The 26,027-nt window shown below is 35.6% G+C and carries 35 protein-coding genes; 11 read left to right on the top strand and 24 right to left on the bottom strand.

Translation table 11 applies throughout. The features are described 5' to 3' along the window. The first annotated feature begins 2 nt into the window (after positions 1–2). From QLS31_RS07120 to QLS31_RS07105, 4 genes are all read left to right on the top strand, one after another. Positions 3–434 carry a phage protein Gp36 family protein gene (locus QLS31_RS07120; protein WP_282743285.1) on the top strand — a complete coding sequence of 144 codons (432 nt, stop codon included), beginning with the start codon at positions 3–5 and terminating at the stop codon, positions 432–434. Beyond that, positions 424–921: a phage morphogenesis protein gene (locus QLS31_RS07115; RefSeq protein ID WP_282743284.1), complete on the top strand. Its 498-nt coding sequence runs from the start codon at positions 424–426 to the stop codon at positions 919–921. Before QLS31_RS07120 ends, QLS31_RS07115 begins: the two co-directional genes overlap by 11 nt. Before the next feature lies 1 nt (position 922). Beyond that, positions 923–2,188, top strand: coding sequence for a DUF935 family protein (locus tag QLS31_RS07110; RefSeq protein WP_282743283.1), 1,266 nt, complete (start codon positions 923–925; stop codon positions 2,186–2,188). Between the two features lie 113 nt (positions 2,189–2,301). Continuing rightward, positions 2,302–3,480 carry a phage minor head protein gene (locus tag QLS31_RS07105; RefSeq protein ID WP_282743282.1) on the top strand — a complete coding sequence of 393 codons (1,179 nt, stop codon included), beginning with the start codon at positions 2,302–2,304 and terminating at the stop codon, positions 3,478–3,480. A gap of 91 nt (positions 3,481–3,571) precedes the next feature. On the opposite strand, the gene QLS31_RS07100 is transcribed toward QLS31_RS07105, so the two are convergent. From QLS31_RS07100 to QLS31_RS07010, 19 genes are all read right to left on the bottom strand, one after another. Beyond that, positions 3,572–3,790 (bottom strand): hypothetical protein, encoded by a 219-nt coding sequence (locus QLS31_RS07100; protein ID WP_282743281.1) that lies wholly within the window; start codon positions 3,788–3,790, stop codon positions 3,572–3,574. Between the two features lie 62 nt (positions 3,791–3,852). Beyond that, on the bottom strand, positions 3,853–4,224 hold the full coding sequence (locus QLS31_RS07095; RefSeq protein WP_282743280.1) for a hypothetical protein: 372 nt from the start codon (positions 4,222–4,224) through the stop codon (positions 3,853–3,855). A 174-nt stretch (positions 4,225–4,398) separates the two neighbouring features. Then, positions 4,399–4,941 (bottom strand): hypothetical protein, encoded by a 543-nt coding sequence (locus QLS31_RS07090; RefSeq protein ID WP_282743278.1) that lies wholly within the window; start codon positions 4,939–4,941, stop codon positions 4,399–4,401. 11 nt (positions 4,942–4,952) lie between these two features. Beyond that, positions 4,953–5,249: a hypothetical protein gene (locus QLS31_RS07085; protein WP_282743277.1), complete on the bottom strand. Its 297-nt coding sequence runs from the start codon at positions 5,247–5,249 to the stop codon at positions 4,953–4,955. Continuing rightward, a complete protein-coding gene (locus QLS31_RS07080; RefSeq protein ID WP_282743276.1) occupies positions 5,236–6,198 on the bottom strand; it encodes an RNA-directed DNA polymerase in 963 nt (320 codons plus the stop codon). The genes QLS31_RS07085 and QLS31_RS07080 overlap by 14 nt, the downstream gene beginning before the upstream one ends. Positions 6,199–6,412: 214 nt before the next feature. After that, positions 6,413–6,787, bottom strand: coding sequence for a hypothetical protein (locus QLS31_RS07075; protein ID WP_282743275.1), 375 nt, complete (start codon positions 6,785–6,787; stop codon positions 6,413–6,415). A gap of 3 nt (positions 6,788–6,790) precedes the next feature. Then, positions 6,791–7,273: a hypothetical protein gene (locus tag QLS31_RS07070; protein WP_282743274.1), complete on the bottom strand. Its 483-nt coding sequence runs from the start codon at positions 7,271–7,273 to the stop codon at positions 6,791–6,793. A 20-nt stretch (positions 7,274–7,293) separates the two neighbouring features. Next, positions 7,294–7,722, bottom strand: a complete 429-nt coding sequence (locus QLS31_RS07065; RefSeq protein WP_282743273.1) for a hypothetical protein — start codon at positions 7,720–7,722, stop codon at positions 7,294–7,296. Beyond that, positions 7,695–8,033, bottom strand: coding sequence for a DUF4406 domain-containing protein (locus QLS31_RS07060; protein ID WP_282743272.1), 339 nt, complete (start codon positions 8,031–8,033; stop codon positions 7,695–7,697). The genes QLS31_RS07065 and QLS31_RS07060 overlap by 28 nt, the downstream gene beginning before the upstream one ends. A gap of 139 nt (positions 8,034–8,172) precedes the next feature. Next, positions 8,173–8,511, bottom strand: a complete 339-nt coding sequence (locus QLS31_RS07055; protein WP_282743271.1) for a hypothetical protein — start codon at positions 8,509–8,511, stop codon at positions 8,173–8,175. Positions 8,512–8,657: 146 nt separating this feature from the next. Then, a complete protein-coding gene (locus QLS31_RS07050) occupies positions 8,658–8,891 on the bottom strand; it encodes a hypothetical protein (RefSeq protein WP_282743270.1) in 234 nt (77 codons plus the stop codon). A 12-nt stretch (positions 8,892–8,903) separates the two neighbouring features. Further along, positions 8,904–9,389 (bottom strand): hypothetical protein, encoded by a 486-nt coding sequence (locus tag QLS31_RS07045; protein WP_282743269.1) that lies wholly within the window; start codon positions 9,387–9,389, stop codon positions 8,904–8,906. A gap of 116 nt (positions 9,390–9,505) precedes the next feature. Next, positions 9,506–10,216 carry a hypothetical protein gene (locus tag QLS31_RS07040; protein WP_282743268.1) on the bottom strand — a complete coding sequence of 237 codons (711 nt, stop codon included), beginning with the start codon at positions 10,214–10,216 and terminating at the stop codon, positions 9,506–9,508. Then, a complete protein-coding gene (locus QLS31_RS07035) occupies positions 10,213–10,482 on the bottom strand; it encodes a hypothetical protein (protein WP_282743267.1) in 270 nt (89 codons plus the stop codon). Before QLS31_RS07035 ends, QLS31_RS07040 begins: the two co-directional genes overlap by 4 nt. A 3-nt stretch (positions 10,483–10,485) precedes the next feature. Next, positions 10,486–10,887 (bottom strand): hypothetical protein, encoded by a 402-nt coding sequence (locus tag QLS31_RS07030; RefSeq protein ID WP_282743266.1) that lies wholly within the window; start codon positions 10,885–10,887, stop codon positions 10,486–10,488. A gap of 2 nt (positions 10,888–10,889) precedes the next feature. Beyond that, entirely contained in the window at positions 10,890–11,516 is a 627-nt protein-coding gene (locus tag QLS31_RS07025) for a hypothetical protein (RefSeq protein ID WP_282743265.1), read from the bottom strand. Next, positions 11,517–12,395 carry an ATP-binding protein gene (locus tag QLS31_RS07020; RefSeq protein WP_282743264.1) on the bottom strand — a complete coding sequence of 293 codons (879 nt, stop codon included), beginning with the start codon at positions 12,393–12,395 and terminating at the stop codon, positions 11,517–11,519. Between the two features lie 17 nt (positions 12,396–12,412). Next, a complete protein-coding gene (locus tag QLS31_RS07015) occupies positions 12,413–14,449 on the bottom strand; it encodes a hypothetical protein (protein ID WP_282743262.1) in 2,037 nt (678 codons plus the stop codon). 1 nt (position 14,450) lies between these two features. After that, the gene (locus QLS31_RS07010; RefSeq protein ID WP_282743261.1) at positions 14,451–14,666 is read right to left on the bottom strand and encodes a hypothetical protein; all 216 of its coding nucleotides are present in this window, start codon (positions 14,664–14,666) and stop codon (positions 14,451–14,453) included. Positions 14,667–14,758: 92 nt separating this feature from the next. Between QLS31_RS07010 and QLS31_RS07005 the strand changes: the two genes are divergently transcribed. Continuing rightward, positions 14,759–15,445 (top strand): S24 family peptidase, encoded by a 687-nt coding sequence (locus QLS31_RS07005; RefSeq protein ID WP_282743260.1) that lies wholly within the window; start codon positions 14,759–14,761, stop codon positions 15,443–15,445. Positions 15,446–15,991: 546 nt separating this feature from the next. Here the strand turns inward: QLS31_RS07005 and QLS31_RS07000 are convergent. Further along, positions 15,992–16,333 carry a hypothetical protein gene (locus QLS31_RS07000; protein ID WP_282743259.1) on the bottom strand — a complete coding sequence of 114 codons (342 nt, stop codon included), beginning with the start codon at positions 16,331–16,333 and terminating at the stop codon, positions 15,992–15,994. Between the two features lie 196 nt (positions 16,334–16,529). On the opposite strand from QLS31_RS07000, the gene QLS31_RS06995 reads away from it, so the two are divergent. From QLS31_RS06995 to QLS31_RS06985, 3 genes are all read left to right on the top strand, one after another. Next, complete coding sequence (locus QLS31_RS06995) at positions 16,530–17,411, top strand: PPK2 family polyphosphate kinase (protein WP_282743258.1); 882 nt, start codon at positions 16,530–16,532, stop codon at positions 17,409–17,411. A gap of 186 nt (positions 17,412–17,597) precedes the next feature. Then, the gene (locus tag QLS31_RS06990) at positions 17,598–19,046 is read left to right on the top strand and encodes a hypothetical protein (RefSeq protein WP_282743257.1); all 1,449 of its coding nucleotides are present in this window, start codon (positions 17,598–17,600) and stop codon (positions 19,044–19,046) included. A 94-nt stretch (positions 19,047–19,140) separates the two neighbouring features. Continuing rightward, positions 19,141–20,916: a cytochrome c peroxidase gene (locus QLS31_RS06985; RefSeq protein WP_282743256.1), complete on the top strand. Its 1,776-nt coding sequence runs from the start codon at positions 19,141–19,143 to the stop codon at positions 20,914–20,916. Between the two features lie 56 nt (positions 20,917–20,972). Here QLS31_RS06985 and QLS31_RS06980 read toward each other — a convergent pair whose 3' ends face one another. Further along, a complete protein-coding gene (locus QLS31_RS06980) occupies positions 20,973–21,557 on the bottom strand; it encodes a hypothetical protein (protein ID WP_282714581.1) in 585 nt (194 codons plus the stop codon). Between the two features lie 235 nt (positions 21,558–21,792). Here QLS31_RS06980 and QLS31_RS06975 point away from each other — a divergent pair, with 235 nt between their 5' ends. Genes QLS31_RS06975 through QLS31_RS06965 form a run of 3 tightly spaced genes read left to right on the top strand, consistent with a single transcriptional unit; the run spans position 21,793 to position 23,693 of the window. Then, a complete protein-coding gene (locus QLS31_RS06975) occupies positions 21,793–23,175 on the top strand; it encodes an MATE family efflux transporter (RefSeq protein WP_099716281.1) in 1,383 nt (460 codons plus the stop codon). A 27-nt stretch (positions 23,176–23,202) separates the two neighbouring features. Next, positions 23,203–23,430: a hypothetical protein gene (locus QLS31_RS06970; protein ID WP_091204000.1), complete on the top strand. Its 228-nt coding sequence runs from the start codon at positions 23,203–23,205 to the stop codon at positions 23,428–23,430. 29 nt (positions 23,431–23,459) lie between these two features. Beyond that, on the top strand, positions 23,460–23,693 hold the full coding sequence (locus QLS31_RS06965) for a hypothetical protein (protein WP_282743255.1): 234 nt from the start codon (positions 23,460–23,462) through the stop codon (positions 23,691–23,693). A gap of 1 nt (position 23,694) precedes the next feature. On the opposite strand, the gene meaB is transcribed toward QLS31_RS06965, so the two are convergent. The 3 genes from meaB to QLS31_RS06950 all read right to left on the bottom strand — a co-directional run bounded on the left by meaB (position 23,695) and on the right by QLS31_RS06950 (position 25,994). Continuing rightward, the gene (gene meaB, locus QLS31_RS06960) at positions 23,695–24,786 is read right to left on the bottom strand and encodes a methylmalonyl Co-A mutase-associated GTPase MeaB (RefSeq protein ID WP_282743254.1); all 1,092 of its coding nucleotides are present in this window, start codon (positions 24,784–24,786) and stop codon (positions 23,695–23,697) included. Between the two features lie 95 nt (positions 24,787–24,881). Continuing rightward, positions 24,882–25,529: an NAD(P)H-binding protein gene (locus QLS31_RS06955; RefSeq protein WP_282743253.1), complete on the bottom strand. Its 648-nt coding sequence runs from the start codon at positions 25,527–25,529 to the stop codon at positions 24,882–24,884. Positions 25,530–25,586: 57 nt separating this feature from the next. After that, positions 25,587–25,994 carry an Rrf2 family transcriptional regulator gene (locus QLS31_RS06950; RefSeq protein ID WP_282714573.1) on the bottom strand — a complete coding sequence of 136 codons (408 nt, stop codon included), beginning with the start codon at positions 25,992–25,994 and terminating at the stop codon, positions 25,587–25,589. Positions 25,995–26,027 lie beyond the last annotated feature (33 nt).

Raw genomic sequence — 26,027 nt, 5'->3', positions numbered from 1 at the left:
ATATGTTTTTAGAAAAATCAGAATTAAAAACCGTAGGACTTGACGAAATCATCAATAAAATAATCAATAATGATGATTCTATTGTCGAGGAAATCATTGCTGAAAGTATCGATGTAATGGGTGGCTATCTATTTCAATATTTTGATACTGCAACTGTTTTTGGAGCTACAGGAGACGCACGAAATCTTACAGTATTAAAACACCTTAAAGGGATTGTCTTATTTGAAATTTACACCCGTAGAACCAAGCAACTGAATGAGGTTGCGAAGCTTCGATATGATGAAGCAATGTTATGGCTCGAAAAGGTTTCGACGGGCAAAATAAAACCCGATTTGCCACCTAAATTGATTGACTCGGATGGTGACGGAACGCCCGACAGCGAAGTGCCGTTTATGAAGCTCGGAAGTCGCAAAACCTACCAAAATGGCTGGTAGTTTCAATAATTTACAAAGGCTTTTAATTCGAGCTTCCAAAGATATTCCCGACAAAGCTTTGCGAGTTATGGGAGTGGAAGGCAAAAAGTTTATTGATAAAAATTTCAGAGACCAGGGCTTTACTGATACTTCTACCAAAAAGTGGGATGCTCGAAAAACAACCGACAGCTTTGGCAACGACATTACCCGATATAAAACAAACCGTGTAGGACGTGAAGGAAGCCTAAACCGATACGGTAGTCGAAACGCAGACCGTGCCATATTAGTAGGTTTCAACACAGGGGGCGACAAACTTAAAAACTCCTTTAAATACAGCGTAAGCCAAGGAAGTCAAAGAGTAGTTTTTAGAACCTACAAATCTTATGCCGCACGACACAATGAAGGACTAGATGGAATGCCGAAACGTCAATTTATTGGAAAATCAGAGTATTTAAACCGACAAATTGCCGACAAAATAAAAAGAGAATTAGATAAAACGCTACGATAAAATGAGTATAAAAAATAGAAACATAGCAAACGCAAAAAGGCAAGTGAGCAAAGTCAATCTTTCAGGAAATGCCATTGGCAAAAAAGTAAGTTTATCCAATGTAGATGCTGGAGACATTACCAAAATTACCAATTTGATGGTGGACGTCATTCGCCGTCAACGTAGATTATGGCGGAAAGAAATCAACGATTGGCAAGCGGCAAGATATGCTTATTATCAGTCGGAAATCCCTCGCTTCTTTCCGATGCAGGAAGTCTATGACGATATTATGCTCGATGGACATTTGACTGCCGTAACCGAGGATAGAACCTTGAGAACCATTAACGAAGATTACATTTTTTCGATTGATGGTATTAAGGACGATAAATTGACCGCTTTAATTGAAGACCAAGAGTGGTTCGATTATACTTTAGAGGAAGCGCATAAAACCACCTACAAGGGCGAAGGTCTTTTATGGATTAAAGATTTTGAAAAAGGCAATATAAAAGAGGTTGAAATGATTGACCGTGGCTTGCTTGTTCCTGGACAAAAAATATTATTGTATGACATCAACGGTAATAAAGGTTTAGATGTTTCCGAAGTAGATGATATTTTACTGTATGCTAAGTTTTACAGTAATATAGGGATATTAGAAAAGGCAGCCGTTTACACCATTTTGAAACGTCATTCGTGGGGTTCGTGGGATGAATTTGAAGAGTTATTTGGTGTTCCGATTCGTATCGCCAAAGTAGCCAGTCAAAGTGAAACCGTAAAAAATGAGGTTGCGGGTTGGTTGGAGGAAATGGGAAGCGCACCTTATGGAGTATTTCCGTTAGGTACTGAAATTGATATTAAAGAAAACAGCAAATCAGATTCTTTCAATGTTTTCTATATGAAAATTCAAGCTCTAGATAAAGAGCTTTCGAAGTTAATTTTGCACCAAACGATGACCACGGAAAACGGAGCATCTAAAGCACAAGGAAATGTACACGAAAACACTTTGGAAGAGGTAATTAAAAGTGATAAAAAGAAAATGCTTTCTTTCCTAAATAAACGTTTAGTTCCTGCGATGCGTAAGCTAGGTTATTCGATTCCTGACAATGCCAAAATTACAATTGAAAAAACTAAAGACCCAGAAAAGCAAATTAAAATCGATAGCCAGTTAATGACAAACGGTTACATCTTAAAACAGCAATATGTCGAGGAGGTTTATGGTGTTGAAATTGAGACAATGCCATCCAGTCAGACACCGCCACCAACAAAACCCGACAATGCAAAAAAGCGTTAAGCCTGCTTAAATTAGCATATCGTTCTCATTGTTGCGACCACGACCACAAAGTTGTACAGTTAGACAAACAGGACGACATTTTAAGCGGGCTTATTGACAATTATTTTAGGCAATTGTTTGATGACAGGAATGTTTCTGAAGAAAACAAACAAGCTCTTTGGGAGTATTACAATACCCATTTAGGCAAAGCATTTGATTTGGGATACAATAGTGATTCCGAGTTTTACGATGCAGATTTAGCACAATCTTTAAAAAATGACATTGCGAAATTTTCGGCTTTCAAAGAGACTAGTTTTAGAGCACAACTCGAAAGCGCATTGACCGAAGATGGCAAAGTAGTATCGTGGTCAGATTTCAAAAAGAAAGCTACCGAATTAAACGTAGAATACAACCAACGTTGGCTAAAAACAGAATACCACCACACTGTAGCAACTGCCAATAGCGTGGAACAATGGAAAAGTTTTGAAGCTGATGCAGACTTATATCCAAACCTAAGATACAACGCCGTAAACGATGCCAGGACACGTGAAAAACACCAAGCATTAGATGGCTTGATTCTACCCATCAATCACGTATTTTGGAAAACCCACAACGTACCGTTAGATTGGGGATGTCGTTGCAAATTGGAACAAACAGACGAAGAGCCAACAAAGACAGTTCCTGATATTCTAGTAAAAGGCATTTTCAAAAATAATGCTGCTTTGAGCGGAAAAGTGTTTGGCGAAATGCCTTATGCTAGCGCAATGACCAATGAGCAAATCAAAGATTCTAAAACCAATGCTACAAAATTCGCCTATAACAAGGTTTTACAAAAGGATAGAAAAGAGCAGTTTAAAACAATATTAGAAACTAAAAAAGGGATAGTTCGTGAGCATTTATTAATTAAAAAAGGCAATGATTATAATGACATACTAACCGCTGCCAAAGAGTTTGCCAAAAAAGGAAAAGTAGCAGAATTAATGCCTGAAATTTATAAAGACGAAAAAACAATTAGAAATATGATTTTTCCAAATTTAATCTCCAAAACTTCAAATCCCGATTTGCGAGTAGGTAATTCCTATTATGATATTAAACGCCCAAAGGCAATAAAAAACATTTTAGGAAATGCCAATGGAGCATCAAAACAGGGAGCAATTGCCGTTATTAGTGATAGTCAATTGAATAAACCTTTGACCGATGTAATAATGAAAAATAGGGCTATTCACATTTTTAAAGATGAAAACTACAAGTTTAACGAAGTGGTGTTTTTAAAAGCAGGGAAGTTAATTGTATTCAATAGAAAAGGCGTATAATGTTAAAACATCATACGCCTTAGCGTTGCCCGACTACGCAGGTCTGACTATGCAAATATACAAACTTTTTTAAATACCATTTAAAAAAAGTTTAAAGTAATTGTAATTGAATGTTTTGAGGTGGTGGGGTATCGCCATAAATACCCTCATAATTTAAGATCGCTTCAACAGTTCTGCTGGCAAGAAACATTTTGTTTGCCACTTCATCAATAACGGCATCAATGCGCCACTTCTTATTCTTGGCGTGAAGCTCATAGAATAATTTTCGCACTTGGTTATTTCTTTCGGTTAGGCGTTCCTTACGTGTCATAAGACAAAAATATAAAACTTTTTATTACAAAAAAAGCCCAGTTTTTAGCTGGGCTTTTTTTGTTATTTTTTAAGTGATTGTTCTAATAGCCAAACACCATCATCATATAATTTATCGTCTGCGGGCATCATCTTATAAAAACCGTACTTTGGCTTATTTACTAATATATTATGTTTAAATTCATTTGGTGTAAATTTTTCGTTTTTAAAAAATGATAAATCAAAGCTATTGTCAAACACATAAAAAAAGGATGTTTGATTGGGGCTTGCCCACATATTTACATATTCTATAGCATCTTGCTTTGTTGCTCCTTCCTTTAATTGAATTGCCCAATACCAGGCACCATCAATTTCATATGACGCTAATTCGTCAACTTTGCTTTCGGAGCAAGATGTTAGTAAAATGGCTGAGAGTAATAATAGTAATTTTTTCATAATTTATAGTTTATGTTAACGTTTCAAAAGTAAGAAAACCGCTTGAGTTACAAAGGCTTTATTTAATATCTTTGAATTATGAAGCAATTTTTTAAAGAAATAAGTATTTTATTGTTGATTGCTTTGGCAATGAGTGTTGTTTACATTTCCATTGTGTTGTTTGGTCAGTATGTTTTAATACCTTAAATCCGTCCAGTGAATAATTTTTCCTTTGAAATCTTCGTTGAAATACGCAAAGAAATCTTCAATGGTGTCGAAGCCGTCGTTTTGAGCTAGTTCTAGCATATTGCCCGTTATTATTAATTCATCGGCAAACTTAACCATTGCAAAACTTTTACCGTCAATAAAAACTCTTACCATTCGCTTTCCAAACAGTTCAAACCATACAATTATAACTTTTTGAGCGCTGATTACAGGTAGAACTGGCGCAAAGCGAAACATACTTTTTTGACGTACATTAATAAAAAAATCAATCATTGTTCCAACTTTCCAACGGTCATTTTTATCTTCTCGGATGGTGTGGGCTTTTGTGTTTATTAGCCGTTCGTGTTCCTCTGGAAACCAATCCCAATGCTTTCCAAATTTCTCTTTATGCTCATTCATAAAGGCATCATATTCTTTGTCAGTATCAAAATGGAATCGGAGTAGTCCTTCCCAAATACGCTCTACAAAATAAGTAGGCTTGTTATTTAATTCTTGTGTAAATCCTAGTATCATATTTTTGTCATTTAAGTGAATTCAAAATATTCGTTATCTTGAATGATTGTTGTTGTAAATGGAAATTTGTCTTTTGGTACTTGCTGTATCATTTTCATTAAAATTGTCGAACCAGTAAATACAATGTTTTTAATGCCATTTCTTTCAAAGTGAATGGTCAATACTTCCGTGTTCTCTTTGACTTTCGATTTTTTAATATTGAAATCTAAAACTTTAATTTCTACGTTAAGAATGGTTTTAATTCTGACTTTGTCGCCTGTAAAGTTGTTGGTTTCGGCTTGTATGTTTAAATCTTTAAATGCTGTCATTAGGGATTAATTTTTTTAATAAGTGTTTGGAATCACAATGTTTTGCCCAGCCATAATAAGCGGATATGGTGGCTTTGTTTTTTGTTTTTGAAACTGCCTTTGCAAATCGTTTTTTAATTGATTTCCGAAGCTTCGTGTGCGTGTGGTAGAATACATATCCAATAAAATCAATTCCACGAGCTTCAACTGGGAACACTTGAAAGTTATCTTTTACCTGCAATTTTAAATTATCGTTTAAATACTGTTTAATCTCCGCTAAAATTTCGTGTAAATGGGGTTTATTGCTCGATAGAATTACGATGTCATCGGCATATCTGAAGTAATGTTTTATCTCTTTTTGTTCCTTGATCCAATGATCAAAATAAGTAAGGTAAAAATTAGCGAAGTACTGACTTAAATAGTTGCCAATGGGCAAACCGTCTGCGCTATCAATAATTTCATCAAGAAGCCATAGCAGGTCGTTATCTTTGAACTTTCTTCGAAGTAACGCTTTTAGTATATCGTGATTTACATTAGGATAAAACTTGACTATATCCAACTTTAAACAATACCTTGTATTATCCTGGTCTTGTAATGCCGTTTTTAAATTACGAGCTGCAGCGTGAATTCCTTTTCCTTTTATACAACTGTAAGTATCGTTTGTGAAAGCCTTGGTAAATATTGGCTCTAGGATATTCATTACTGCGTGATGGGTGATTCGGTCTGGGAAGTAAGGAAGTCGAAAAACAAGCCTCTCCTTTGGTTCATACACCGTAAAAGTGGTGTATTCCGATGTTTGGTATCGCCTTTCAAATAACGTTTTATGAAGTTCTGCAAGTTTCTCTTTTGGGTTCTTATCGAAAACCTGTACACCATATTGTTTAGATTTTCCTTTGCGAGCTTTCGTTTCGGCAAGGGTTAAATTTTCAATGGAAATGATTTGTTGATATAAATTATTTAATCTTTTCATAGCCTTTGCTTGATTGGCTCGCTTTCGATTGCTCTACTAGCGAACCTATTAATTTTGTGATTTTTTGCCGTGTTGGCAAGGTCTGTGGCGCTTAAAATTTTTTAGCTCAGGTGAGAGCTGACATTCGAATTCGTGTTCCAGTTATCGTAGTCGTTGTACGAAAAACTGCCACCTGAAGGAGAACTACAGCAACGACACCACACAACCTCATTTATTATGCTTTTACAAAATAGGCTTTGTACAGGTCTTCAAATTGATTTCCTGCATATTTTGCCTTTTCACTTGATTCAAAGCAAAGGCGAGAGCCGACACCCGAAACCGCGCGCCAGTCAACGTAGCCGTCGTACGAAAAACCGCCACCCGAAGGAGAACCCATAACGAACCAAGGATAATATTTGTCCCATTTTCCATTTGTCCAATCTGGTGTCCAATCACCGTTTATGGCTTTGGCGATTATGATTAGTTTAGCGTGGGCGATCATCGCCTCTTTGTCTGCTTCTGGAAATAAAGAAAAGTCTGGAATTACTGTGGCAGCATCTAAATTAAGAACCTTGCAAGCGTCTTCGAATGTTTTAATGTTTGTGTACATTGTTTATGAATTAAGGGTTAGAAAATCTTTGTAAATACTCTCAAATAATTGTCCTGCGTGTTTGGCTAAATCTGAACTTTTGAAGCAAAGGTGAGAGCCGACAAACGAACCCGTGCGCCAGCGCACGTAGCCGTCGGACGAAAAACCGCCACCCGAAGGAGAACCCATTTTGAACCAAGGATAATATTTACCCTCATTTGAATTTGTCCAGTCTGGAGTCCAACCTTCATTAAAGGCTTTTACTATTTCTTTGACTTGTTTGTATGCCACTTCATCCGTGGTTAAGCCTTGACAAGATTTTTCAAAATCAAGTTTGACGATTCCGTTTTCTCTCAAAACATCATCGAAAGATTTGATTCTCTCTTTGATTTCAGGTTGAAAGGTTTTGATGCCGAAAAGGTTTTCTAACATCACTTTTCGTGGCGATTTGGCTTTAAAATAAGCCGCTAATACTTTGTCCTTTGGGACTGTTAATGTGTCATTCATTTTTATTTGTTGTTTAATTATTAATATTCGTCGTTGTATCTTTTTTGATTTAGCCAAGTGACAAGATGCGCTTTGGCTTGACCTGTTTTTAAAAGTGATTCATCGTATTTTGGAAGCTTTGCAAAACACAAAATCTTATCTACTAAATTCAATTTTTCAAAGGCTTTTTGTGAGTGTTCCTTCTTTACTTTAAGGTTGTATTTTACCCAAAAAGCTTCAAATGAATAATCTTCGAGCATCAATTCAACCGTTATTTGCTTCTTGTATTTTTCTGCCCATTCTTCAACTCTTTTTTTTAGACCAGGGAATTGATTGTTGTCCAATAAGGTTAAAATTCTATTGCCTTTTATATTTGTAAAACTGTGAATCGTTCCATCTTTCCGATACTGAAAGAGCCACTCGTCGGCAGTTTCTTTAAATATTACTTTATAGGTTGTAAACTCTTCCATCGCTTCAAGTCTTCGAGGTTATTAAAAGTTGGTATCTTTAATTGATCGCAAATCTCGACTTCAAGTTTTGCACCTTTACTTCGCATCCAATCTGGTAAAATGAGTACTGCATCACAATCCAGTAATGCCTTGATGCACACTTTCATTGCGACATCCCAACGAGCGTTTTCATCATTGACCACCTCGATAGGATTTACTGCGGAAAATCCCGAAGCAGCAATAGATAGTTCTGCTTTCTTAAATTTTAAATAAGTTTCTCGTGCTGGTAATCCTGTAACCTTCCCAGCGATGTATATTTTTTTTAGTTTCATCTTTTTAAAAGGTATTTAATGGGTTTGGTGTGAGTGTGATTTTGAGCTATTTCGATGGCTTCTTTTTTCAAGCGGGTTTCGGTTTGGAATATCGTTTCTCGTTTTGAGGGAGGATTTATTCGTTTCTTGTTTCTGGGCATTAGATTAACTTTTGATGTAAATAATTGCTTAATTTCAACAAATCGTTGTATGCTTTTTCTTCTTTATGAATGTTGCACAATGACATTTGAATAAACGTGTATATTGATGCGGCTTCGTGATATTTCAGCTCTAAACCAATTGTTTTTTTAGCGTTAAATAAATCAGCACTTTTTATGATTTTTCGATACCTAACGTGAATTTTATCGGCAACATCTTCCAATACTGATTTAACCACTTTGTTACTTATTGCTGGCGGCTTAAAATCAACTAATTGTTCCATCAACTTTTCGAGTGCCATTATTTGGTCGGGAGTGACTTTAGTTTTGATTGTTTTCATTTTAACATTCGGTTTTTGGTGGTTGTAATGCTTCCCCGCATTGAGTACACAAGAGCTGTGTGGTTTCGCATCCACATACGGCGGTTAGGGTTCTAATTTCGGCTATGTCGTGAGGGCAAACCTCGATGATACTGTAAGCTTCCATTTTAATGACGTAATCCGCAATTCCCGCAGTGAAGTTGTCCTTCTATCTCTTTGACAGACATTTCCATTTCGCACTGAAAACAATATAAGTCATCATAATCAACACCATCAATGTCACATTGATGATCTGCATCAACTATATCTAATGCGCTACCAATGCCAACAAAAAGACCTATTAAAAAAGAAGCACTCAAAAACATTAAAGCCACTACTACTATTATTATATTTTCTAACATAATTATCTATTTTTAAATTGAATTTTTCCAAAGTGCCACACCATCCAGAGCTACTATTATCTTTGAAACCTCTTGCGGGGTCATTTGCTTTAAAGGCTTTTTAACGGGGCTATATTTGCTCTTTAAAAATCGGTTAAACCAGCCTAACATATCCCCAACTTCGCCCCATTTTTCATTTTTAACAACAATGTTTGCGGTTCTTAAATCAGCTTGAATTCGCTTATGCTGTGGATTATTGTTGTCAAAATAGCCCCAATTGTCGCTTTCAGTTTTTGGAATATCCGCAGCTCCTGTTTGTTGTTTTATAATCCTGACTGCTTCGCCTTGAGTAATACTTTTTAGTGAGGTTCTGGAGCTATCACCCGTTACCCATTGTACCCATTCTTCTTTTATCTCGACATTCCATTGACAATTGCGGTTAATGGTGTTAATTTGATAGGTTGTGATGGGCAAATCATCGCCGTAAATTACTGGGGGCTTTGTTTTAGTTGTTGCCATAATCTTGCATCTGTTTAAAGTAAGTCCTAATTTTAAAGCGTAGCCACTCTAAATAATCGACTATATCTTTTCCGTTAAGTACTGCCAGTAGGATTACCAGCAGTACTATAATTCCGTTACTCGACTGCATCGTCTGCGGGTATTTTTTCGCTAAAAAAATCAAACTTATAATTGGCTGAAAAACCTACTGAAGACATAGACAAGGGTACTGGTGTTTTAGTTCCGTCATCGTTAATCAATGAGGCTTCTATAAACCAAGACGAGCGAACAGGCTTATACGCACTAGCAATGATTGCAACACCGTCTATAAATTCATCGTTTTTAGAATCGGCTGCAGCTTTTTGCAGTTCCAAAACTCGTGAGCCTTTCAAGTTTCCTTTAGCATCTTTTTTTAGCATATTGAAAAGCATTGAAACCAAGGTTGCCGTTTCGGGCGTTTTAGAAAGTGAAGAAATGTAATTTTCTACTTTCTGTATTCCTGCTGTTACGGTATCGTCCCAACCTTCGTTGATACGGTAACCGATTTGGATTTCTTCTTTGTCGGTCGAAAAAGTATGCGATTGCTGTTTTTCTTTCAAACCATAGACTTTGTTTTTTAAGTCAAGAATATCCTCGAAGTATTTGAAAGTAGCGGTTTTGGCTGCGCTAATTACTTCCGAAGCTGCGCAAAGTTGAAACATTGCTTTTGGCACAGTTTCCAAGACTAATTCTTTGTAAGTTTCACGGTCTTGATCTTTTTTAGCTTCTACTTTTGCCAAAGCGGCTTTTAGTTGTTCTGGCGTTGCTTGATCTAAACTAATTACTGGTTGTTCTGCTGTTGTATTCATAATTGATTATTGATTTTATTTAAAGTGAATTTTATTTTGTTTTCAATGTGTTGTGGTACTTGGTAATTTCTGGTTTCGTTGATTTGGATTTCTCCAGATTCATAAGCTAATTGGCTAAATATTGAACCTCGCTCCTGATTGATGGCGATGCGTTCGCCTATTGTAAAAACCTTGCTTTTTCCAAAGCTTTTTTTATCGATTGTGGAGCAGTGTTCTAAAACGGTAAGCAAATCTTCAAGACGTTGGGGCGGTTGGAATTCTTTCATTGGCTAGTTTTGATTTAGGATTGATGTTTCTATTTTAATTCCCGCCACTTTGGTTCTTTGAGGTTTCTCAATTCGTTTTTTTGCATTTTGCAATAAACTTAGCGGGAAGCGTGACATTAGTTTGCTAACACATTTACACCAAAGCCAATCTTTGTCTTTTCCTTTGGTGTCGGGATAGCGTGAAATCAATGCTTTAAATTCATTTTCCTCTTTCGTAAATTCCATCATAAACCATTTGTTTACAGATGAATTGGCGAATACTTGCTGAAACTCCCTTTCGTTTAGTGTTACACTCGATACCCAATATTCCCAAAACACAAGGATCAAGTCCTCTTTGGTTTCACATACTTCTAGATTACTCATTAAATAATCTTGTGTTGATTCGTTGGTGATGGTTGTTTTCATAACTAATTTTTTATTTCGCTACCGTGATATAGCATTGCCTTCTCTTCGTTTATTATTATTTCTCCCCCTGGACATCTGCCACCGACAAATGCCGTTAAGCCCTCGACTCTGATGTAAACATTGCATAGCTTTTTTGCGAGCTTTGCCATTGCCGTGGTTGGTTCATTTTTTTCCTCGTGTGCCATTATGATGAATAGCGTATCCGGAAATTCTCTTTTCAATCTTCTTAAAACAGCTGTTTTAAAGTCGTCAACGTATGCGGTAGAGTTGTCGATAACCATTATTTTGGCACATTGTCTTTTGGTTAGCATTGCATCCAGTTCCTCAATTTCCAAGTAATCGTAAAACTTAATTTTAGTATTCTTAAAATCAATTTTAGCTCTTGTGAGGTTCTGTTGAAATGTAAACCCCGTGCCTTCCTCAGCCGATACATAATTCAAGTTTTCAAATTCAGTCAAGTATTCTGAGAGCAATAATGCCAGTGTGGTTTTTCCGTTCTTTTCGTTGCCGTAAATAACCCAAATCCCACCTCGTTCCTGTTCACCTAGCACCTTTTGCCAAATCCCACTAAACTTGAACGTTTTAAACTTTTTGTTTAAGAGTGTTTTCGCTGTGATTCCTCTAGCCATTTATGCGCCTATTTTTATCAAGGTTTCTAAATAGCGTAGTGTAGTTTCTTTGGAAATGCACTTGTTTATTAGCGGCTTTATTTTCGATTTATCGCTTACGTTTGCCGTGGCTACTGCTCCGATAAGTTCCGTGTAATAGGCTTGACGGTCGGCTTTTCCATTCGGTACTAACTTGATAAACTCGTCAGAGAAACGGCTGAATATTTCGGCATAACCTACCTTTTGAGCACTCAATCCTTTGTTTATTTTTCGTTTCAAGCCATCTGCTCCCATCATATACCATCCGCAAGAACCGTCTGTTCCGTTCCAAATCCCTTTCAACTCTAAAAAGGCATCATATTGTAAATCACCTGCCTCGTCTAGAATGATTAAAGGCTTTTCTAGGGTTGTGATGTAGTACTTTACATTCTCTAAAATTTCATTGTACTTGCCATTGTTATCTATTCCGATGGTTCTGGCTAAAAGTTTGATGAATTGCTGTTTTGATTTGGCTTGAGAGCAATCAACATAAAAAGTGTTTTTCATTTTTCGGATGATGTGCTTGGTGCAAAAGGTTTTCCCGATCCCACAATCGTCAACCAATACCATTGAACGGCTCAACTCTTTGCAAAAGCTTAAATTGTCTTCGATTTCAGTATAAACCGAGGTTCGAGCCACTTTCCAGTTGTCTTCAAATACTTTTACTTGGTGTTGACGTCCGAGGGTAATCCAAGCGGTATCGCTCAATACTTTTTCTATCTCCCCTTTTTTTAATCGGCTAAAAATGGCATTGTTTATGCCTAAACTTTTAGAAAAATCGGCATCTGAACCGCCGTAAGTTTCCCTTTTTTCTAATACTGCTAATCTTACTTTTTCTTTAAATACGTTTGTCAGGTTCATTTTGGGCTTGTTATAGGTTAGAAATTAGATCGCCATCCTGCGGTGGCTGTTGGTTTTGGTATGTAAACTAACTCATCGTCTTGGTCTTCATCTGCGAATACTTCGACTGGCTCTTCGCTAACTTCAAATCGTTTGAGGTTTGGCATTCTGAAATTAGAGTTAACCGTTTTCGGACTGTTATCAATGATTCCGATTTTCTCTATTTTGCTTCTTTGGCGTTTTTCAAAGGCATCTACCGAGGCAACATAAGCCGATTGTAATTTGAGAGCTTCGTCTTGATGGTCTCCAGTTCTTTCGTTTTTGGCTCTGTTGTATCTTGGCATTTCCATTACTTCACAAATCACACGCTTGTTTAAGTAAACCAAAGCTTTCAAGACTTGACCGTCATTACCATCAAGCCAATACACCTCAAACTCTTTGCCCTCGATGATTCTCATTTTTTGAATAAGAGCTTCGCCTGTTAAAATTTTTCCATCTTCCGCTATTGCTCTTTTTTGTCCTTGGAGTCGGATATAACCAACATTGCAGGAAGTGGTTGTTTTATGACCTATTACTGGTAAAATTGCTTCCCAGTTAGTTGGTTTTAGATTGGGATCTTGTTTCTGCTCGAAATAATCCCATTTGCTTATTTTATCATTGTCAGGATGTGCCATATTATTGTATTGCTCTATTTCTAGCAATCGCTCATTTATCAATATTTCATAAGGAATAATCTCTTTTTTGGCGGCACTCAATTGGTTCGCTTCGCTTTTTGCTGTAGGTCTGGCTAACCATCCCGATGCTCCCTTTTCCATTTCGTAGCGAAGCTTTCCATTGATGCGCTCAATGTACTTTCCTCGTGCGTTGTTGGCTTCGATTTTTACTTCTTGAAACATTGCACCAGGTCTAAGTAAATTATCTTTAAAACTGCTATTCAATGAGCTTTCGCATTCTAGCTCATAGGGCAAACAAAATCCCCAATCGGTATAATTTCGAACCATTTGGCGATAAAAATCAACTATGATTCCCTCTTTAGTTTTGCCCCAAACTACCGTAGTAATGGCTCGGGATGCAATATCAACACCTAGGTAAAACCAAGCTCTATCGCCTTTGGTGTTGTAAACAAATGGCGGTTGACGGTCATCAATCGAAATTATAGAACCTGCTAATGCGGGTAAGTCCATTTGATGGTGCGGTTTGAAGTTTCCCATATACACCTGACGGTCGCCGCTTCTGGCCTTATGGGTTGCTAACTTGTTTTCCCATTTGTTGATGTAGCTTATAATGCAACCTCTTGACAATGCTTTGAAGTCTTTAGGATCAAACATTTCTCCCGTGTCTTCATTATAGACTTCCGCATAGTTGTTAAGGAAAGCGTCGTAACTTTTGGCGACTTCCGTTGGTGTAGGCTTGTGTAATTGATTTTTGAATAAACCGTTAAAAATCATTTCGGTTTTATCGTCCACCTTACGAGCGTTTTTAGCTTTGTTGCCTTCGGGGTCTTTTATCAGCGGGAAATACAAATCGTCTTTACACTCATTTAAAAGCTTTTTAAACTGCTTTTCGCTAGCGGGAAGGTTATGAGTTACTTCGTGCTTAATTTTTAGTGTATTGTTGAAATTTTCGACATCCTTAACTACCGTTGCGGTAATTCCACGAAGTGATCCTTTTAGTTTGATGCGCTCCTGTGTGCGAGCTTGCTCTAACTTGATTGCAGCTTTCATAACGGATGCGTTAATAATGTATCGCTCCTGTTCGTCGGCTTCCAGTTTGTTTCCTGAGCGTTTGAAACGTCCGTAATAACGAACGGCATCAGCGTCAAACTCAAAGAAATTTTCTAAAGGGTTATCGGTGCGTCTTGGGTCTCCAAGTGCTTCTTGAATTTGTGGTTTTAGGCTATCGAAGTCAATAAGTAACTTTCTGCCGTTGCCACCTAGTTGCAGGCGTTTGATTCCGAAAGGTTTTTCTTGGTAGCGTTGTATTTCTTTTTGCAGCGACCCGAGATTGTTCCAAAAACTTGGAACTAGCTCGTCAGCTTCAACCGCAATGATGTTATTTGAATATTGATACGGCATATTACTCTAATGTTTTATCAATCAGATTCTGAACAGTTTGTTCATTGGCTTTTACCATTTTATCATAATCCTTTTTAATTGAGTCAGGAGTTAATCCTTTGGCAGTTCCACTAATACTTTGACGGATGTAATATTTTGAAAGGCCATATTTTAAAAACAAAGCATCTAAAATATTTGAATCGTAGGAATTATATTTTTTTGTCATACTTTTGCTCATTGTCTTATTTGTTTTAAATATTGAAACAAATATATAAACTTGTTTACATTAATCAATATAAAATATAAACTTTTTTACATAAAATCTTTTATATGTCTGAATTAGAGAGAATTAAAATAGCTGTCAAAACCTTAATTAGTTTGGGAATTGGTAAGAATCAGGAGGAAATAGGAACTTTGATGGGATATAAAAGCAAATCATCATTTTCACAAATACTGACGAATAAAGTACCTATACCATCAGGTTTCGTGGATAAGCTTTGTAAACTAGATAATCGTTTAGAAAAAAAATGGATTATTTCTGGAGAAGGAAATATTTTGGGAAATATTGACAACCCTAAACAAGTTTATAAAGATGAAAAGCAAAATGAAATTGATTATTTCAAAGAAAAAGGAATACCACTTATTCCCGTTGATGCGATGGCGGGTTATGGAGCAGGAGATGTTCAAGTTATGGAATACGAGGCAGAGCGTTTTATAGTTCCCACTTTCAAAGGTTCTGATTATTTAATTAGCGTAAGAGGTAGTTCAATGTATCCGAAATATAATAGCGGGGATATTGTGGCGTGTAAACATTTACCGTTAGATACTTTCTTTCAATGGAATAAGGTTTATGTTTTAGATACCATCCAAGGAGTTATAATAAAACGTGTTTGCAAGGCAATAAAAGAGGAATACGTAACTATCGTAAGTGACAATAAAAGCTACGATCCTTTCGAGCTACATAGGTCGGATATTAGATCAATTGCAATAGTGATTGGCGTGATAAGACTTGAATAGTATGATTTTTTTTAAATATCAAATCTTTTATTTAATAGTAACTAATTGATTATTAACAATATATCTCGTTTTTTAATCAATTTAATAATGTTATTAAGTGTCGTGAGTTTATTGTTTTTATACAAAAACACTATGCAAATTACAAAATTAGCGATGTAAACAAGTTTATATTAAATTAACTTTGTCCACCCAACTGTCCACCCAACTGTCCATCCTAAATAAAAATTAACTTTTTCGCTTTTTTACAATCTGCCACTTTATAGCATAAAAAAAGCCCCCATATAGAAGGCTTAAATTGTGTTTAAAAATGGTTTAAACGCTTACTAATTGGCGTTTTTAAGTATATTTGTCCCTAATTCGGTAATTCTTTTCTATAGTCTGTAATTAGCGTATATTTAAAAGGTATTTAAAAGGCAATTATTATCATTTAATTGGAAATTTTGTTTTTATTAAATTTTCGACCTTTTTTGATGTGAAGTATTGATTTTATTGAACTTTTCGACCTTTTTTATAATGTATTAACTTAGAACTATTGTTTAGTAGCCCTTAATACAAATCGGTGAGATTATTTGTGGCGATTATCTTTTTATCAGTAGAATTGACTTGTATCATTTTATTCCTTTTATCGGTGGAACCGGAACCAAAAACATACAAACTATCCCCAAAATGTGTTATGGCTTCAAAATCAGCTTTGTCTTTTTTTAGCGTGTTTTCTGTTGGGTTTTCCAGTAATGGATGGCGTTTTAAATCTTTGGAATCCATTTGATATTCATAAAGGAAACCGCTGTTGTCACCAATAATCAGTAGGGAATTGTCTTTGTAAATAAGTCCTGATGCTGAACCAATGCCGATGATTTGAAATAGTAATTCGAGTGTGAATTTTTCCATTGTTTTTGTTTTGAAAACGAGTGCCTAGCCCAGATAGCAGTGGAAATCCTTTCTAGTCCTGAACTTGTTTCAGGATCCTGAAACAAGTTCAGGACTAGAAAGATTGCAACGAATAGCTGGAAAATGCTCCTGAAATTCATCAGGATTAATCCTCATTATTTGTTATATTTGAGTTTACAAAGATAAAATATTTCTTATGAAGTCTATAAATCCCGATGATTTTAAAGTGATTGGCAAAATTGATTTGTCTAAAATCCCTACGAACTTGTTTAATGGAGCCAGTGAGGATGATAAAGAGGAAAAACTGGATAAAGTTCAGACGAAATTGAGCGAGTTGCAGGATGTTATGTATGCGCATAATCGATACGGCGTTTTGATTTGTTTGCAAGGCATGGACACATCAGGGAAGGATAGCCTGATTCGGGAAGTTTTTAAGGAATTTAATCCGCGTGGGGTTGTGGTGCATAGTTTTAAAACACCCAATTCTACGGAGCTGGAGCATGATTACTTGTGGAGACATTATTTGGCTTTGCCTGAAAAAGGGAAATTTGCTGTTTTTAACAGAACGCATTATGAGAATGTCTTGGTTACTCGTGTGCATCCGGAATATATTATGAATGAAAATTTGCCGGGAATCGAAAAAGTGGCTGATATAACACCACAGTTTTGGGAAAATAGGATGGAGCAAATCAATAATTTTGAAAAACACATCACGCAAAACGGAACGATTGTTTTGAAGTTTTACTTTCACATGAGTAAGGAAGAACAACGCAAACGGTTACTGCGCCGACTGGAAGAAGTGGAGCACCATTGGAAATTTTCGCCCGGAGATTTGAAAGAGCGCGAGCATTGGGAGAAATACATGCAGTATTATGAAGAGGCAATTAATAAAACTGCTACCGAAAATGCACCTTGGTATATTATTCCTGCGGATGATAAGGAAATGGCACGTTATATTGTTGCCAAAATTATTTGGGAAGAAATGCAAAAACGTACTGATATTAAAGAACCGCAGTTAGACGAAAAAGTTAAAGCTAATTTTGAAATGTATAAAGAGATGTTGAAGAAAGAGAATTAATGTAATAGATTTTCTTGCGAAAGTTACTTGAAGTTTATCATTGCATTACGGTACTGTTAGTATGTAAAATTATTGTTTTTCTCGCCTTTAAAATAAAGCCAACTCTTGGCTTTTTGTTAATATTCAATTCATTCAGAGTTTAAATTCACGGCATTACTTTGCTTGAAATTTAAACAATCAACCCAGATGAAAAGAATTATTTTACCAATGTTATTTTTAGTATCCTTAATCTCATGTGAGAATGATGCTAAATCTTCTAATGAAACAACGAGTGTTGTTTTAGTGAATCAATCAGCGACTCCAGTGTTATTGAAAAAGCAAGCTGGTTTTGAAAGCTTAGAGCTTTTTTCATTGATTGGTTCTGACGATGTTTTGGCAGGAAGCCCAAATTTTGTTTTTGGAGGATCTGCAGATGGATCAGGATTATTGAAAAATGCTGATGGTACTTTTACTTTTTTGGTGAATCACGAAGATAATTTTGCGGTATCAAGAGTAACTTTTGACAAAACATTCAAACCTACAAAAGGAGAATATTTATTGAATTCTAATGGTGGAACTTGGAGGTTATGTGGTGCTACAATGGCAACAGTTGCCGAAAATGGTTTTGGTCCATTGTATTTGACTTGTGGAGAATCTGGTGAAGAATCGCGTACTCATGCCATAAATCCTTTTGGAGATGTTGCTTCTGCTTCAGTTTCTAAAGAATTACCTGCTTTAGGAAGAATAAGTGCTGAAAATGCTTTACCGTTAAAAGCGTCTGCATTTGCAGGAAAAACGGTGGTTGTGATTGGAGATGATGATTCAGGAACGTATGGTGGTCAGGTATTTATGTATGTTTCAAACACTGTTGGTGATTTAACGAACGGTTCTTTGTACATGATGAAAAGAACGGATAACAATCAGAGAGAGAAAGATATGGTTGTCAATCAATCGTATGGTGTTTCTTTTGTAAAAATTGAGAACCATACTACAATGACAGGAGCGGCTATAAATGCATCTGTGAATACATTGAAAGGAATCAAATTTGGAAGAGTAGAGGATTTGGATTATAAAAAAGGTACAGATGCCGGAGCAAGAGAAATTTATTTTAATGTTACAGGGCAAAATACTTCTGGTGCAAATGCAGATGCTTCAAGAACAAAATACGGTAGAGTTTACAAATTGAACTTAGATGTAAATAATCCTTTGGCTGGTACTCTTGAAGTAATTCTTGACGGAGATGACCGTACCGGAATTGCAGGGAAATTCCAAAATCCGGATAACATCTGTGTGACAAAAAACTACGTTTATGTTCAGGAAGATGCGAATGGATATGGTGATGAAACGCATGATGCTTACATCTACCAATACAATATAGCGACAAAACAATTGAAAGTGGTTGTTGAGTTAGACCACCGTCGTACGGCTACAGATGCTACTAAATATAATGTAGGAGGAACAAGTAAATTAGGGGATTGGGAATACGGAGCCATGATTGATGTTTCAGAGCAATTAGGGATTGATGATACCTTTTTACTAAGTGTTCAACCTCATACTTGGAGAGGGACAAAATACAAAGGCGTTGATGGAGGAACAAATCGTCCAAATGAAGATCAGGCAAGCCAAATTGTTTTAATCAAAGGATTAGCACGATAATAAACCCAATCAAATAGTTACAAATATCCACGGTTTCTTAGTAGGAACCGTGGTTTTTGTTTTTTACAATTTTTTAAAGTTACTCGCATTTATCATGAAAAACAGTTTCATTTTATTGGTTCTAATTGTATTGTTCTCTTGCCAAAATGCTATTCCTAAGCATGAAACAGTAAATAATATATTCAAATCAGATATTCTAAAAGTCATAGATGAGGTTTCTAAACTGGAGCATTTAATAAAGTTAAATTCCTCAACAGTTCAGCTCCAGAAACAATTTTTACTGGCGCACAGCAGTTACAAACAAGTGGAAACGATCAGTGAATATTATTTTCCTGTAGTTTCTAAAGCTATAAATGGTCCAGCCTTAGCAGAATTTGAAGAAAATGATGGAAAGACTTTGTCTCCAGAAGGATTTCAAGTGATTGAAGAATTTATTTTTCCGGGATATAATCCAAAATCAAAAGCGGAATTACTGAAAGAAATGGGTATTTTATCGGCAAATTTAAAGCGTTTGGACAAAGTGTCGCAGACAAATGAATTCACAGATTCCCATGTTTTTGATGCCATGCGTTTGGAAGTTTTTAGAATCATAACCTTGGGGATAACCGGATTTGATTCCCCGATTGCTCAAAAATCTATTCCGGAAGCAGCATCAGCATTAGAAAGTATCGAGAAATATTATAAAATCTATGCGGATAATTCAGCCGATGAATCTTTTCAGAAAGTTTTAAAAACGATTAAAAAAGGCAAGGAATATTTAAAAACAAATATCAACTTTAATGCATTTGACCGTGCTTTTTTTATTCGAGAAATCGCCAATCCGTTAAGTATCGGTTTGCATAAAACACAAGTCAGCTTGAAGATTCCTTTTATAAAAGAAACAAGAGGACTGAAAACAACTGCACGGACACTTTTTGATAAAAACGCTTTTGATGCCGAAGCTTTCTCCGCATTTCCAGATTATGAAACAACGCCTGAAAAAATAGAATTGGGAAAGTTATTATTTAATGATCCTGTTTTATCGGGAAATAATGCTCGTTCTTGTGCTTCTTGTCACCATTCAGATAAAGCATTTACGGATGGTCTGGAGAAATCAGTTTCATTGGATGGTAAATCTTTGGTAAAAAGAAATACGCCTACGCTTACCCATATTGCGTTTCAGCGTGCTTTCTTCTCAGATTCCAGAGTCAATTATCTAGAAGATCAGGCTGTAGCGGTAATTATCAATGAAAATGAAATGCACGGTTCTTTAGCAAAATCAGTAGCAGCTTTAAAAAAAGATGCGAGTTATGTTGCCAAGTTCAAAAAGGCATTCCCTAAAACAGCAATAGATGAATTTGGAATAAAAAATGCATTAGCATCCTACATAAGATCATTGAGTAATTATGATTCAAAGTTTGATGGATTTATGCAGGGAGAGGAAAAATTTGATTTAGATGAAGTTGCAGGGTTTAATTTATTCACCGGAAAAGGAAAATGTGCTACGTGTCATTTTATTCCATTAACAAACGGAACCGTACCACCAAGTTTTATGAAATCAGAAAGTGAAGTACTGGGCGTTCCTGATAAATATAAAAAATTAGATGCTGATTTGGGTAAATTTGAATTAACGAAAGCCGAAATTCATCGAAATTCTTTCAAAACACCAACCATAAGAAATGTAGAATTGACGGCGCCTTACATGCACAATGGTGTTTTTAAAACACTGGAAGAAGTGATTGATTTTTACAATGACGGCGGTGGAAAAGGATTGGGGTTTAATTTACAAAATCAAACGTTACCCGAAGACAAATTGAACCTTACAGAACTGGAAAAAAAACAGCTTATCGCCTTTATGAAAACGTTGACAGATAAAAAGTACTCCCGATAGTAAACAAAAAATGCGCTGAATTTCAGCGCATTTTTCATAACTAACTCAATATTTTTTTATAGTTGAAAACCATAAGCTAAACGTACACCAACTTGTCCTACTCCTCTACCAAGAGAACCGTTACTGTTTAAACGATCAAAATGATTGTAGTGTGTATAGTTCAAAGAAATATCTATGTATTTCGTTGCATAACCTATACTTGGAGATAACAATAAAGAAGTTTTATCTCTGGTATTTTCTACATTACTTGTTGCAAATGCTGCACCAGCTTCTCCCATTAGGTAAAATTGGTCATTCCATACGAAAGCTTTAAAACCTGCTTTAGCTGGGATAATACCTAAATCTTTTCCTTCTGTTTGACCAGCAAACCCATCAGCTTTGCTTACAAATAAATTAGTGTAACCAGTTGTTAAAGTTAAAGAGTATCTTTTTGATAAATCATATTGTCCTCTTACATCAGCTCCTAGTGCTAATTTGTATGGGTCGCTAGTTGAATATCCTGCATTTGCACCAAATCCTAAACGGAATCCTTGATCGTAATTTGTAGCTGTAGTTGTTGTTTCTTGTGCTTGTACATTGTTAGCAAACATCATTGCTATTGCGAATACAAATAACATTTTGATTTTTCCTGTCGTTTTCATAATTGTAATATTTTTTATTAATAATTTTTTTTGGTGTTGTCTTGATTTTATTTAATTCTAAACAACGTTACAAATGTATGGCCCTCATAAGCCTGTTTTGTTATAGAATTACTTGGTTTTGTTATAGAATTCCTTGTTGGGTGAAATTATGCACTAAAAAAGAAGTGTTATATATGTAATAGTATTGATGCAATTGAAAGCTTCTAATTATCTTTGCCATCAAAAAAAAGCAAAAGTGAATTTATCTCAATACTTCAAAGAGTTTTCTTATAATATTAAATTAGCGTATCCTGTAGTTCTGGGAATGCTAGGACATACATTAATAGGAATCGTTGATAATTTCATGGTTGGGAAATTGGGTTCAACTGAATTGGCGGCAGTTTCATTGGGTAATAGCTTTATATTCATTGCTTTGTCTTTAGGGATAGGTTTTTCTACTGCAATAACTCCATTAGTGGCTGAGGCTGATGCCGAAAAAAATGATCAAAAAATCCGTACTACTTTTCATCACGGATTGCTTTTATGTACGATTTTAGGAGTTGCATTATTTATTTTGACCGTGTTGTCTAAACAAATTATGTATTTCATGCACCAACCCAAGGAAGTGGCTGAAATGGCTGCTCCTTATATTGATTGGGTTGCATTTTCTTTAATTCCGGTGATTATGTATCAGGGTTACAAACAATTTGCCGATGGATTGTCTAAAACAAAATATTCCATGTACGCCATATTTATGGCTAACGTAGTGCATGTCTTTTTTAATTATGTACTGATTTACGGAATTTGGTTTTTTCCAAAATTAGGAATTCTGGGAGCTGCATTGGGAACGGTCTTGTCAAGGATAATGATGGTGGTTTTTATGCATTACCTGATGAAAAAGAATTCGGCATTGAAAAAATATTTTAAGAATTTCAGTTTTAAAGAAATCAGAAAATCAATTTTGAAAAAGATTATCAATCTGGGTATGCCTTCAGCTATGCAAATGTTGTTTGAAGTAACTTTGTTTACCGCTGCAATTTGGCTTTCAGGCTCTTTGGGTAAAAATAGTCAGGCTGCCAATCAGATTGCACTTATTTTGGCATCCTCCACGTTTATGGTTGCAATGGGTTTAAGTGTTACGGCAATGATTCGAGTGAGTCATACTAAAGGAATGAATGATTTTAAAAAGTTGATTGTTGTTGCACGATCTATTTTTCTATTGGCGATTATACTTGAAACTTTTTTTGCGATAATATTTGTGGTATTCCATAATTTTTTACCGCATTTATTCTTGAATATGACCGATTCAGCTCAAATGCTGGACAACGAAGAAATCATCATAATCACTTCAAAATTACTATTGATTGCAGCTATTTTCCAAATCTCGGATGGAATTCAAGTCGTTGTTTTGGGAGCATTACGTGGTTTGCAAGATGTAAAAATCCCTATGTACATTACCTTTGTGGCGTATTGGGTTATTGGTTTTCCTATTTCCTATTATTTAGGAAAATATACGGAACTTAAAGCCGTTGGAATCTGGATAGGACTTTTGGCGGGATTAACTGCTGCCGCTTTATTTTTGTATATTCGCTTTGCGAGATTAACAAGAAAGTTGGTGTTACAAAATCATAACAAATAAAATAATAAATACTTAAATATTAAATTCATGGAATTACCAAAATTTTTACTAGGCGATAATACTGATTTCCCTGAGGATATTTTCATCATACACCTTGATTACCCTAGATTTATAATCAATCTGAAAGATGATGAGGTAGAGTTTATGGAAGAAGCGGAGGATCTTGACGAAGCAGAATTAAATGCAGAAATGGAAGGATTAATAGTTCTTGCCAATGAGTTTTATGATAGAGAAATTAAACTTTACGAGGAGTAGTTAAATTGTCTTACCTAATCTATATCCAAATGAAAAATTTATTTATGTATTTCATGTTTATTTTTGGCACAATACTCATAATTAAAGGGGTTTTTAACTTTTTTCCGTTTGAAATTAAATCAAATATAAACGAAAGTGAAGCCTATAATTCTGGACATATTGTAGGATATGTTATTGGTAAATTTGGTAAGATTGCTCTTGGTGTTTTAATGATAAAGTATGGATACCAAACTTATTTAGAAGGGAAAAGAAGAACAGAATAGATTAGTCTTTTTTAAAATACTTTTCTAATAATTTTTGAGCGGCTGCAAAGGGTGAAATTTCATCATTTCGCACCGCTTTTTTAGTTGAATCCAATGATTTTTGAATTTCAGCATTGCTGTAAAAATTGGTTTTCAATTGCTCGTTGATGGTTTCCAGCATCCAATATTGATTCTGTTCTTTTCGCTTTTCAAAAAAGTAATTATTGCCTTTAGTCAGTTCCAGGAATTTTTGAATGGTTTCCCAAACATCAGGTATTCCTTCATGGGTAATAGCGCTGCAGGCAGCAGTTGTGGGCGTCCAACCTGATTTTTTGGCAGGGAAAAGATGCAATGCTCTATTAAATTCCAGTTTAGCAAGATGAGCTCTTTTTATATTGTCACCATCCGCTTTATTGATGACAATAGCATCGGCCATTTCCATAATGCCGCGTTTGATGCCTTGCAATTCATCACCTGCACCAGAAATTTTTAATAGAAGAAAAAAATCTACCATGCTGTGAACGGCGGTTTCACTTTGGCCTACGCCAACCGTTTCTATGATGATGGTATCAAAACCGGCAGCCTCACAAAGTGTAATGGTTTCACGGGTTTTTCGAGCCACACCACCTAATGTTTCCCCTGAAGCTGAAGGTCGTATAAAAGCATTTTCATCTTTAACGAGTTCTTCCATTCGGGTTTTATCACCCAAAATACTTCCATGCGAAATTGTACTGCTGGGATCAACGGCAAGCACCGCTACTTTTTTTCCTAAACCAGTCAAATATTTTCCAAAAGCTTCAATGAAGGTACTTTTTCCAACGCCGGGAACTCCTGTAATGCCAATTCTAACTGATTTGTTGGCATAAGGCAAACAAGCATTTATCACTTCATTGGCTTTCGCCAAATGACTTACATTCGTACTTTCCACTAAAGTAATCGCACGACTCAGCGCAGTTATATTTTCCTCTAAAATTCCCTTAACGAGTTCTTTTGCCGAAGGTTGTATCTTTCTAAATTGCTGAATATGCCCAACAGCAACGGTGCTGATAATTTCTGGAGCAGAAATTCCGGGTTTTTCGTTTAACGCGCTTGGATGGTGTTTTTTATTTGGCAAAACTATTTTTTAGAATAGTAAAAGTAGTGAAAACAAAAACAGTTTCAAAAAGCAACTGCCTTATGAAACTGTTTTATTTTAGAAAACATGCGGAATTAATACGCTGCTGTAAAACGCACTTGATGGTGTTTTGGAGTTTCAATTTCATCAGCAATAACAACTGCTAAATCTTCAACGGATAAAATACTTCTCTGATTTTCATCAAAAACCGGGTTTTCTAACCCTAGACGGTATTTACCTGTTCTTCCTGTTGTGATGCCTTGATGCATTAAAAAAGCCGGACTGAAAAATGCCCAATCCAATTCTTTTTCTTCTCTAATAATATTCAAATAATCTCTTGCTGCAGTTGCTCCTGCATAATATTCCTTTGGAAAATCCGGAGTGTCTACTGCTTGTAGATTTGGACCTATAAACAAACTTCCGCCGCCGCCAATGGTGATGAATCGTTTTACACCAGATTTTTTAACAGCTTCTTGAATCGCTTTTGAACCTTCAAGGAAATCGGTATATAAATTTGGATTAGTCCAACCTGCGCTGAAAGCATTTACAATCACATCATTTCCTGCAATAATTTTAGACAGTTCATCAACGTTATTGATATCTGCTTTTTCCCATTTGACAGCTGTGTTTTCATCTTTTTTTGGATTTCTGGCTATTGCTGTAATTTGGTGATTGCGATTTGCCAATTCATTTAAAATTGCTGAACCTACAAATCCTGTGGCTCCGATAATTGCGATTTTCATAATTATATGTATTTAAAAGTAATAAAAAATGTTACAGTTTAGTTTAAAAAAATAGTTTTAAAATTGATTAGAAAAATTTTCCAATGTAATACCGCTTAATTGTAAGCTAATTTTTTCATTGATATTTTCATATAAATCTTCTAAATTTTCATTTATTTTTTTTCCGACAGGACAATTTGGATTGGGTGTGTTTTTTGAAAATCCCAAAGTAACTGTGTCAAAAGTCATTTTGAAAATAGTGTCTAACGAAATATTTGATGCCGATTTTAATAATTTTGTACCGCCGTTTTTGCCTTCTTTACTTTCTACAATATTATTTTTTTTTAGGTTTGCAATTTCTTTTCTTACCAAAACGGGATGTAAGTTCATGCTTCCCGCTATAAACTCTGAAGATAAATATTCATCTGGGAATTTAGTGAGTAAGGTGAGGATATGTAATGTTATTGCAAATTTACCTGAAATCATACTGTAATAAAATATATTACAAATATACGTCTA

The sequence above is a fragment of the Flavobacterium sp. XS2P24 genome, from assembly GCF_030010285.1.
Lineage (GTDB): Bacteria > Bacteroidota > Bacteroidia > Flavobacteriales > Flavobacteriaceae > Flavobacterium > Flavobacterium algoritolerans.
Note: the sequence above shows the minus strand (reverse complement) of the source record. Positions and strands in the feature narration are given on the sequence as shown.

Bases quoted from the DNA above. Each gene is read 5' to 3' on its own strand.
- QLS31_RS06985 (WP_282743256.1), top strand. From the start codon at position 19,141: ATGAAAAACAGTTTCATTTTATTGGTTCTAATTGTATTGTTCTCTTGC.
- QLS31_RS07085 (WP_282743277.1), bottom strand. From the start codon at position 5,249: ATGACAGCATTTAAAGATTTAAACATACAAGCCGAAACCAACAACTTT.
- QLS31_RS06980 (WP_282714581.1), bottom strand. From the start codon at position 21,557: ATGAAAACGACAGGAAAAATCAAAATGTTATTTGTATTCGCAATAGCA.
- QLS31_RS06950 (WP_282714573.1), bottom strand. From the start codon at position 25,994: ATGATTTCAGGTAAATTTGCAATAACATTACATATCCTCACCTTACTC.
- QLS31_RS07065 (WP_282743273.1), bottom strand. From the start codon at position 7,722: ATGGAAGAGTTTACAACCTATAAAGTAATATTTAAAGAAACTGCCGAC.
- QLS31_RS07045 (WP_282743269.1), bottom strand. From the start codon at position 9,389: ATGGCAACAACTAAAACAAAGCCCCCAGTAATTTACGGCGATGATTTG.
- QLS31_RS07075 (WP_282743275.1), bottom strand. From the start codon at position 6,787: ATGTACACAAACATTAAAACATTCGAAGACGCTTGCAAGGTTCTTAAT.
- QLS31_RS06995 (WP_282743258.1), top strand. From the start codon at position 16,530: ATGAAGTCTATAAATCCCGATGATTTTAAAGTGATTGGCAAAATTGAT.
- QLS31_RS07020 (WP_282743264.1), bottom strand. From the start codon at position 12,395: ATGAACCTGACAAACGTATTTAAAGAAAAAGTAAGATTAGCAGTATTA.
- QLS31_RS07010 (WP_282743261.1), bottom strand. From the start codon at position 14,666: ATGAGCAAAAGTATGACAAAAAAATATAATTCCTACGATTCAAATATT.
- QLS31_RS07000 (WP_282743259.1), bottom strand. From the start codon at position 16,333: ATGGAAAAATTCACACTCGAATTACTATTTCAAATCATCGGCATTGGT.
- QLS31_RS07120 (WP_282743285.1), top strand. From the start codon at position 3: ATGTTTTTAGAAAAATCAGAATTAAAAACCGTAGGACTTGACGAAATC.
- QLS31_RS07100 (WP_282743281.1), bottom strand. From the start codon at position 3,790: ATGACACGTAAGGAACGCCTAACCGAAAGAAATAACCAAGTGCGAAAA.
- QLS31_RS07040 (WP_282743268.1), bottom strand. From the start codon at position 10,216: ATGAATACAACAGCAGAACAACCAGTAATTAGTTTAGATCAAGCAACG.
- QLS31_RS06965 (WP_282743255.1), top strand. From the start codon at position 23,460: ATGAAAAATTTATTTATGTATTTCATGTTTATTTTTGGCACAATACTC.
- QLS31_RS07055 (WP_282743271.1), bottom strand. From the start codon at position 8,511: ATGAAAACAATCAAAACTAAAGTCACTCCCGACCAAATAATGGCACTC.
- QLS31_RS07115 (WP_282743284.1), top strand. From the start codon at position 424: ATGGCTGGTAGTTTCAATAATTTACAAAGGCTTTTAATTCGAGCTTCC.
- QLS31_RS07110 (WP_282743283.1), top strand. From the start codon at position 923: ATGAGTATAAAAAATAGAAACATAGCAAACGCAAAAAGGCAAGTGAGC.
- QLS31_RS07095 (WP_282743280.1), bottom strand. From the start codon at position 4,224: ATGAAAAAATTACTATTATTACTCTCAGCCATTTTACTAACATCTTGC.
- QLS31_RS07035 (WP_282743267.1), bottom strand. From the start codon at position 10,482: ATGAAAGAATTCCAACCGCCCCAACGTCTTGAAGATTTGCTTACCGTT.
- QLS31_RS06955 (WP_282743253.1), bottom strand. From the start codon at position 25,529: ATGAAAATCGCAATTATCGGAGCCACAGGATTTGTAGGTTCAGCAATT.
- QLS31_RS06970 (WP_091204000.1), top strand. From the start codon at position 23,203: ATGGAATTACCAAAATTTTTACTAGGCGATAATACTGATTTCCCTGAG.
- QLS31_RS06990 (WP_282743257.1), top strand. From the start codon at position 17,598: ATGAAAAGAATTATTTTACCAATGTTATTTTTAGTATCCTTAATCTCA.
- QLS31_RS07005 (WP_282743260.1), top strand. From the start codon at position 14,759: ATGTCTGAATTAGAGAGAATTAAAATAGCTGTCAAAACCTTAATTAGT.
- QLS31_RS07080 (WP_282743276.1), bottom strand. From the start codon at position 6,198: ATGAAAAGATTAAATAATTTATATCAACAAATCATTTCCATTGAAAAT.
- QLS31_RS07060 (WP_282743272.1), bottom strand. From the start codon at position 8,033: ATGAAACTAAAAAAAATATACATCGCTGGGAAGGTTACAGGATTACCA.
- QLS31_RS07090 (WP_282743278.1), bottom strand. From the start codon at position 4,941: ATGATACTAGGATTTACACAAGAATTAAATAACAAGCCTACTTATTTT.
- QLS31_RS07050 (WP_282743270.1), bottom strand. From the start codon at position 8,891: ATGTTAGAAAATATAATAATAGTAGTAGTGGCTTTAATGTTTTTGAGT.
- QLS31_RS07025 (WP_282743265.1), bottom strand. From the start codon at position 11,516: ATGGCTAGAGGAATCACAGCGAAAACACTCTTAAACAAAAAGTTTAAA.
- QLS31_RS07030 (WP_282743266.1), bottom strand. From the start codon at position 10,887: ATGAAAACAACCATCACCAACGAATCAACACAAGATTATTTAATGAGT.
- QLS31_RS07070 (WP_282743274.1), bottom strand. From the start codon at position 7,273: ATGAATGACACATTAACAGTCCCAAAGGACAAAGTATTAGCGGCTTAT.
- QLS31_RS07015 (WP_282743262.1), bottom strand. From the start codon at position 14,449: ATGCCGTATCAATATTCAAATAACATCATTGCGGTTGAAGCTGACGAG.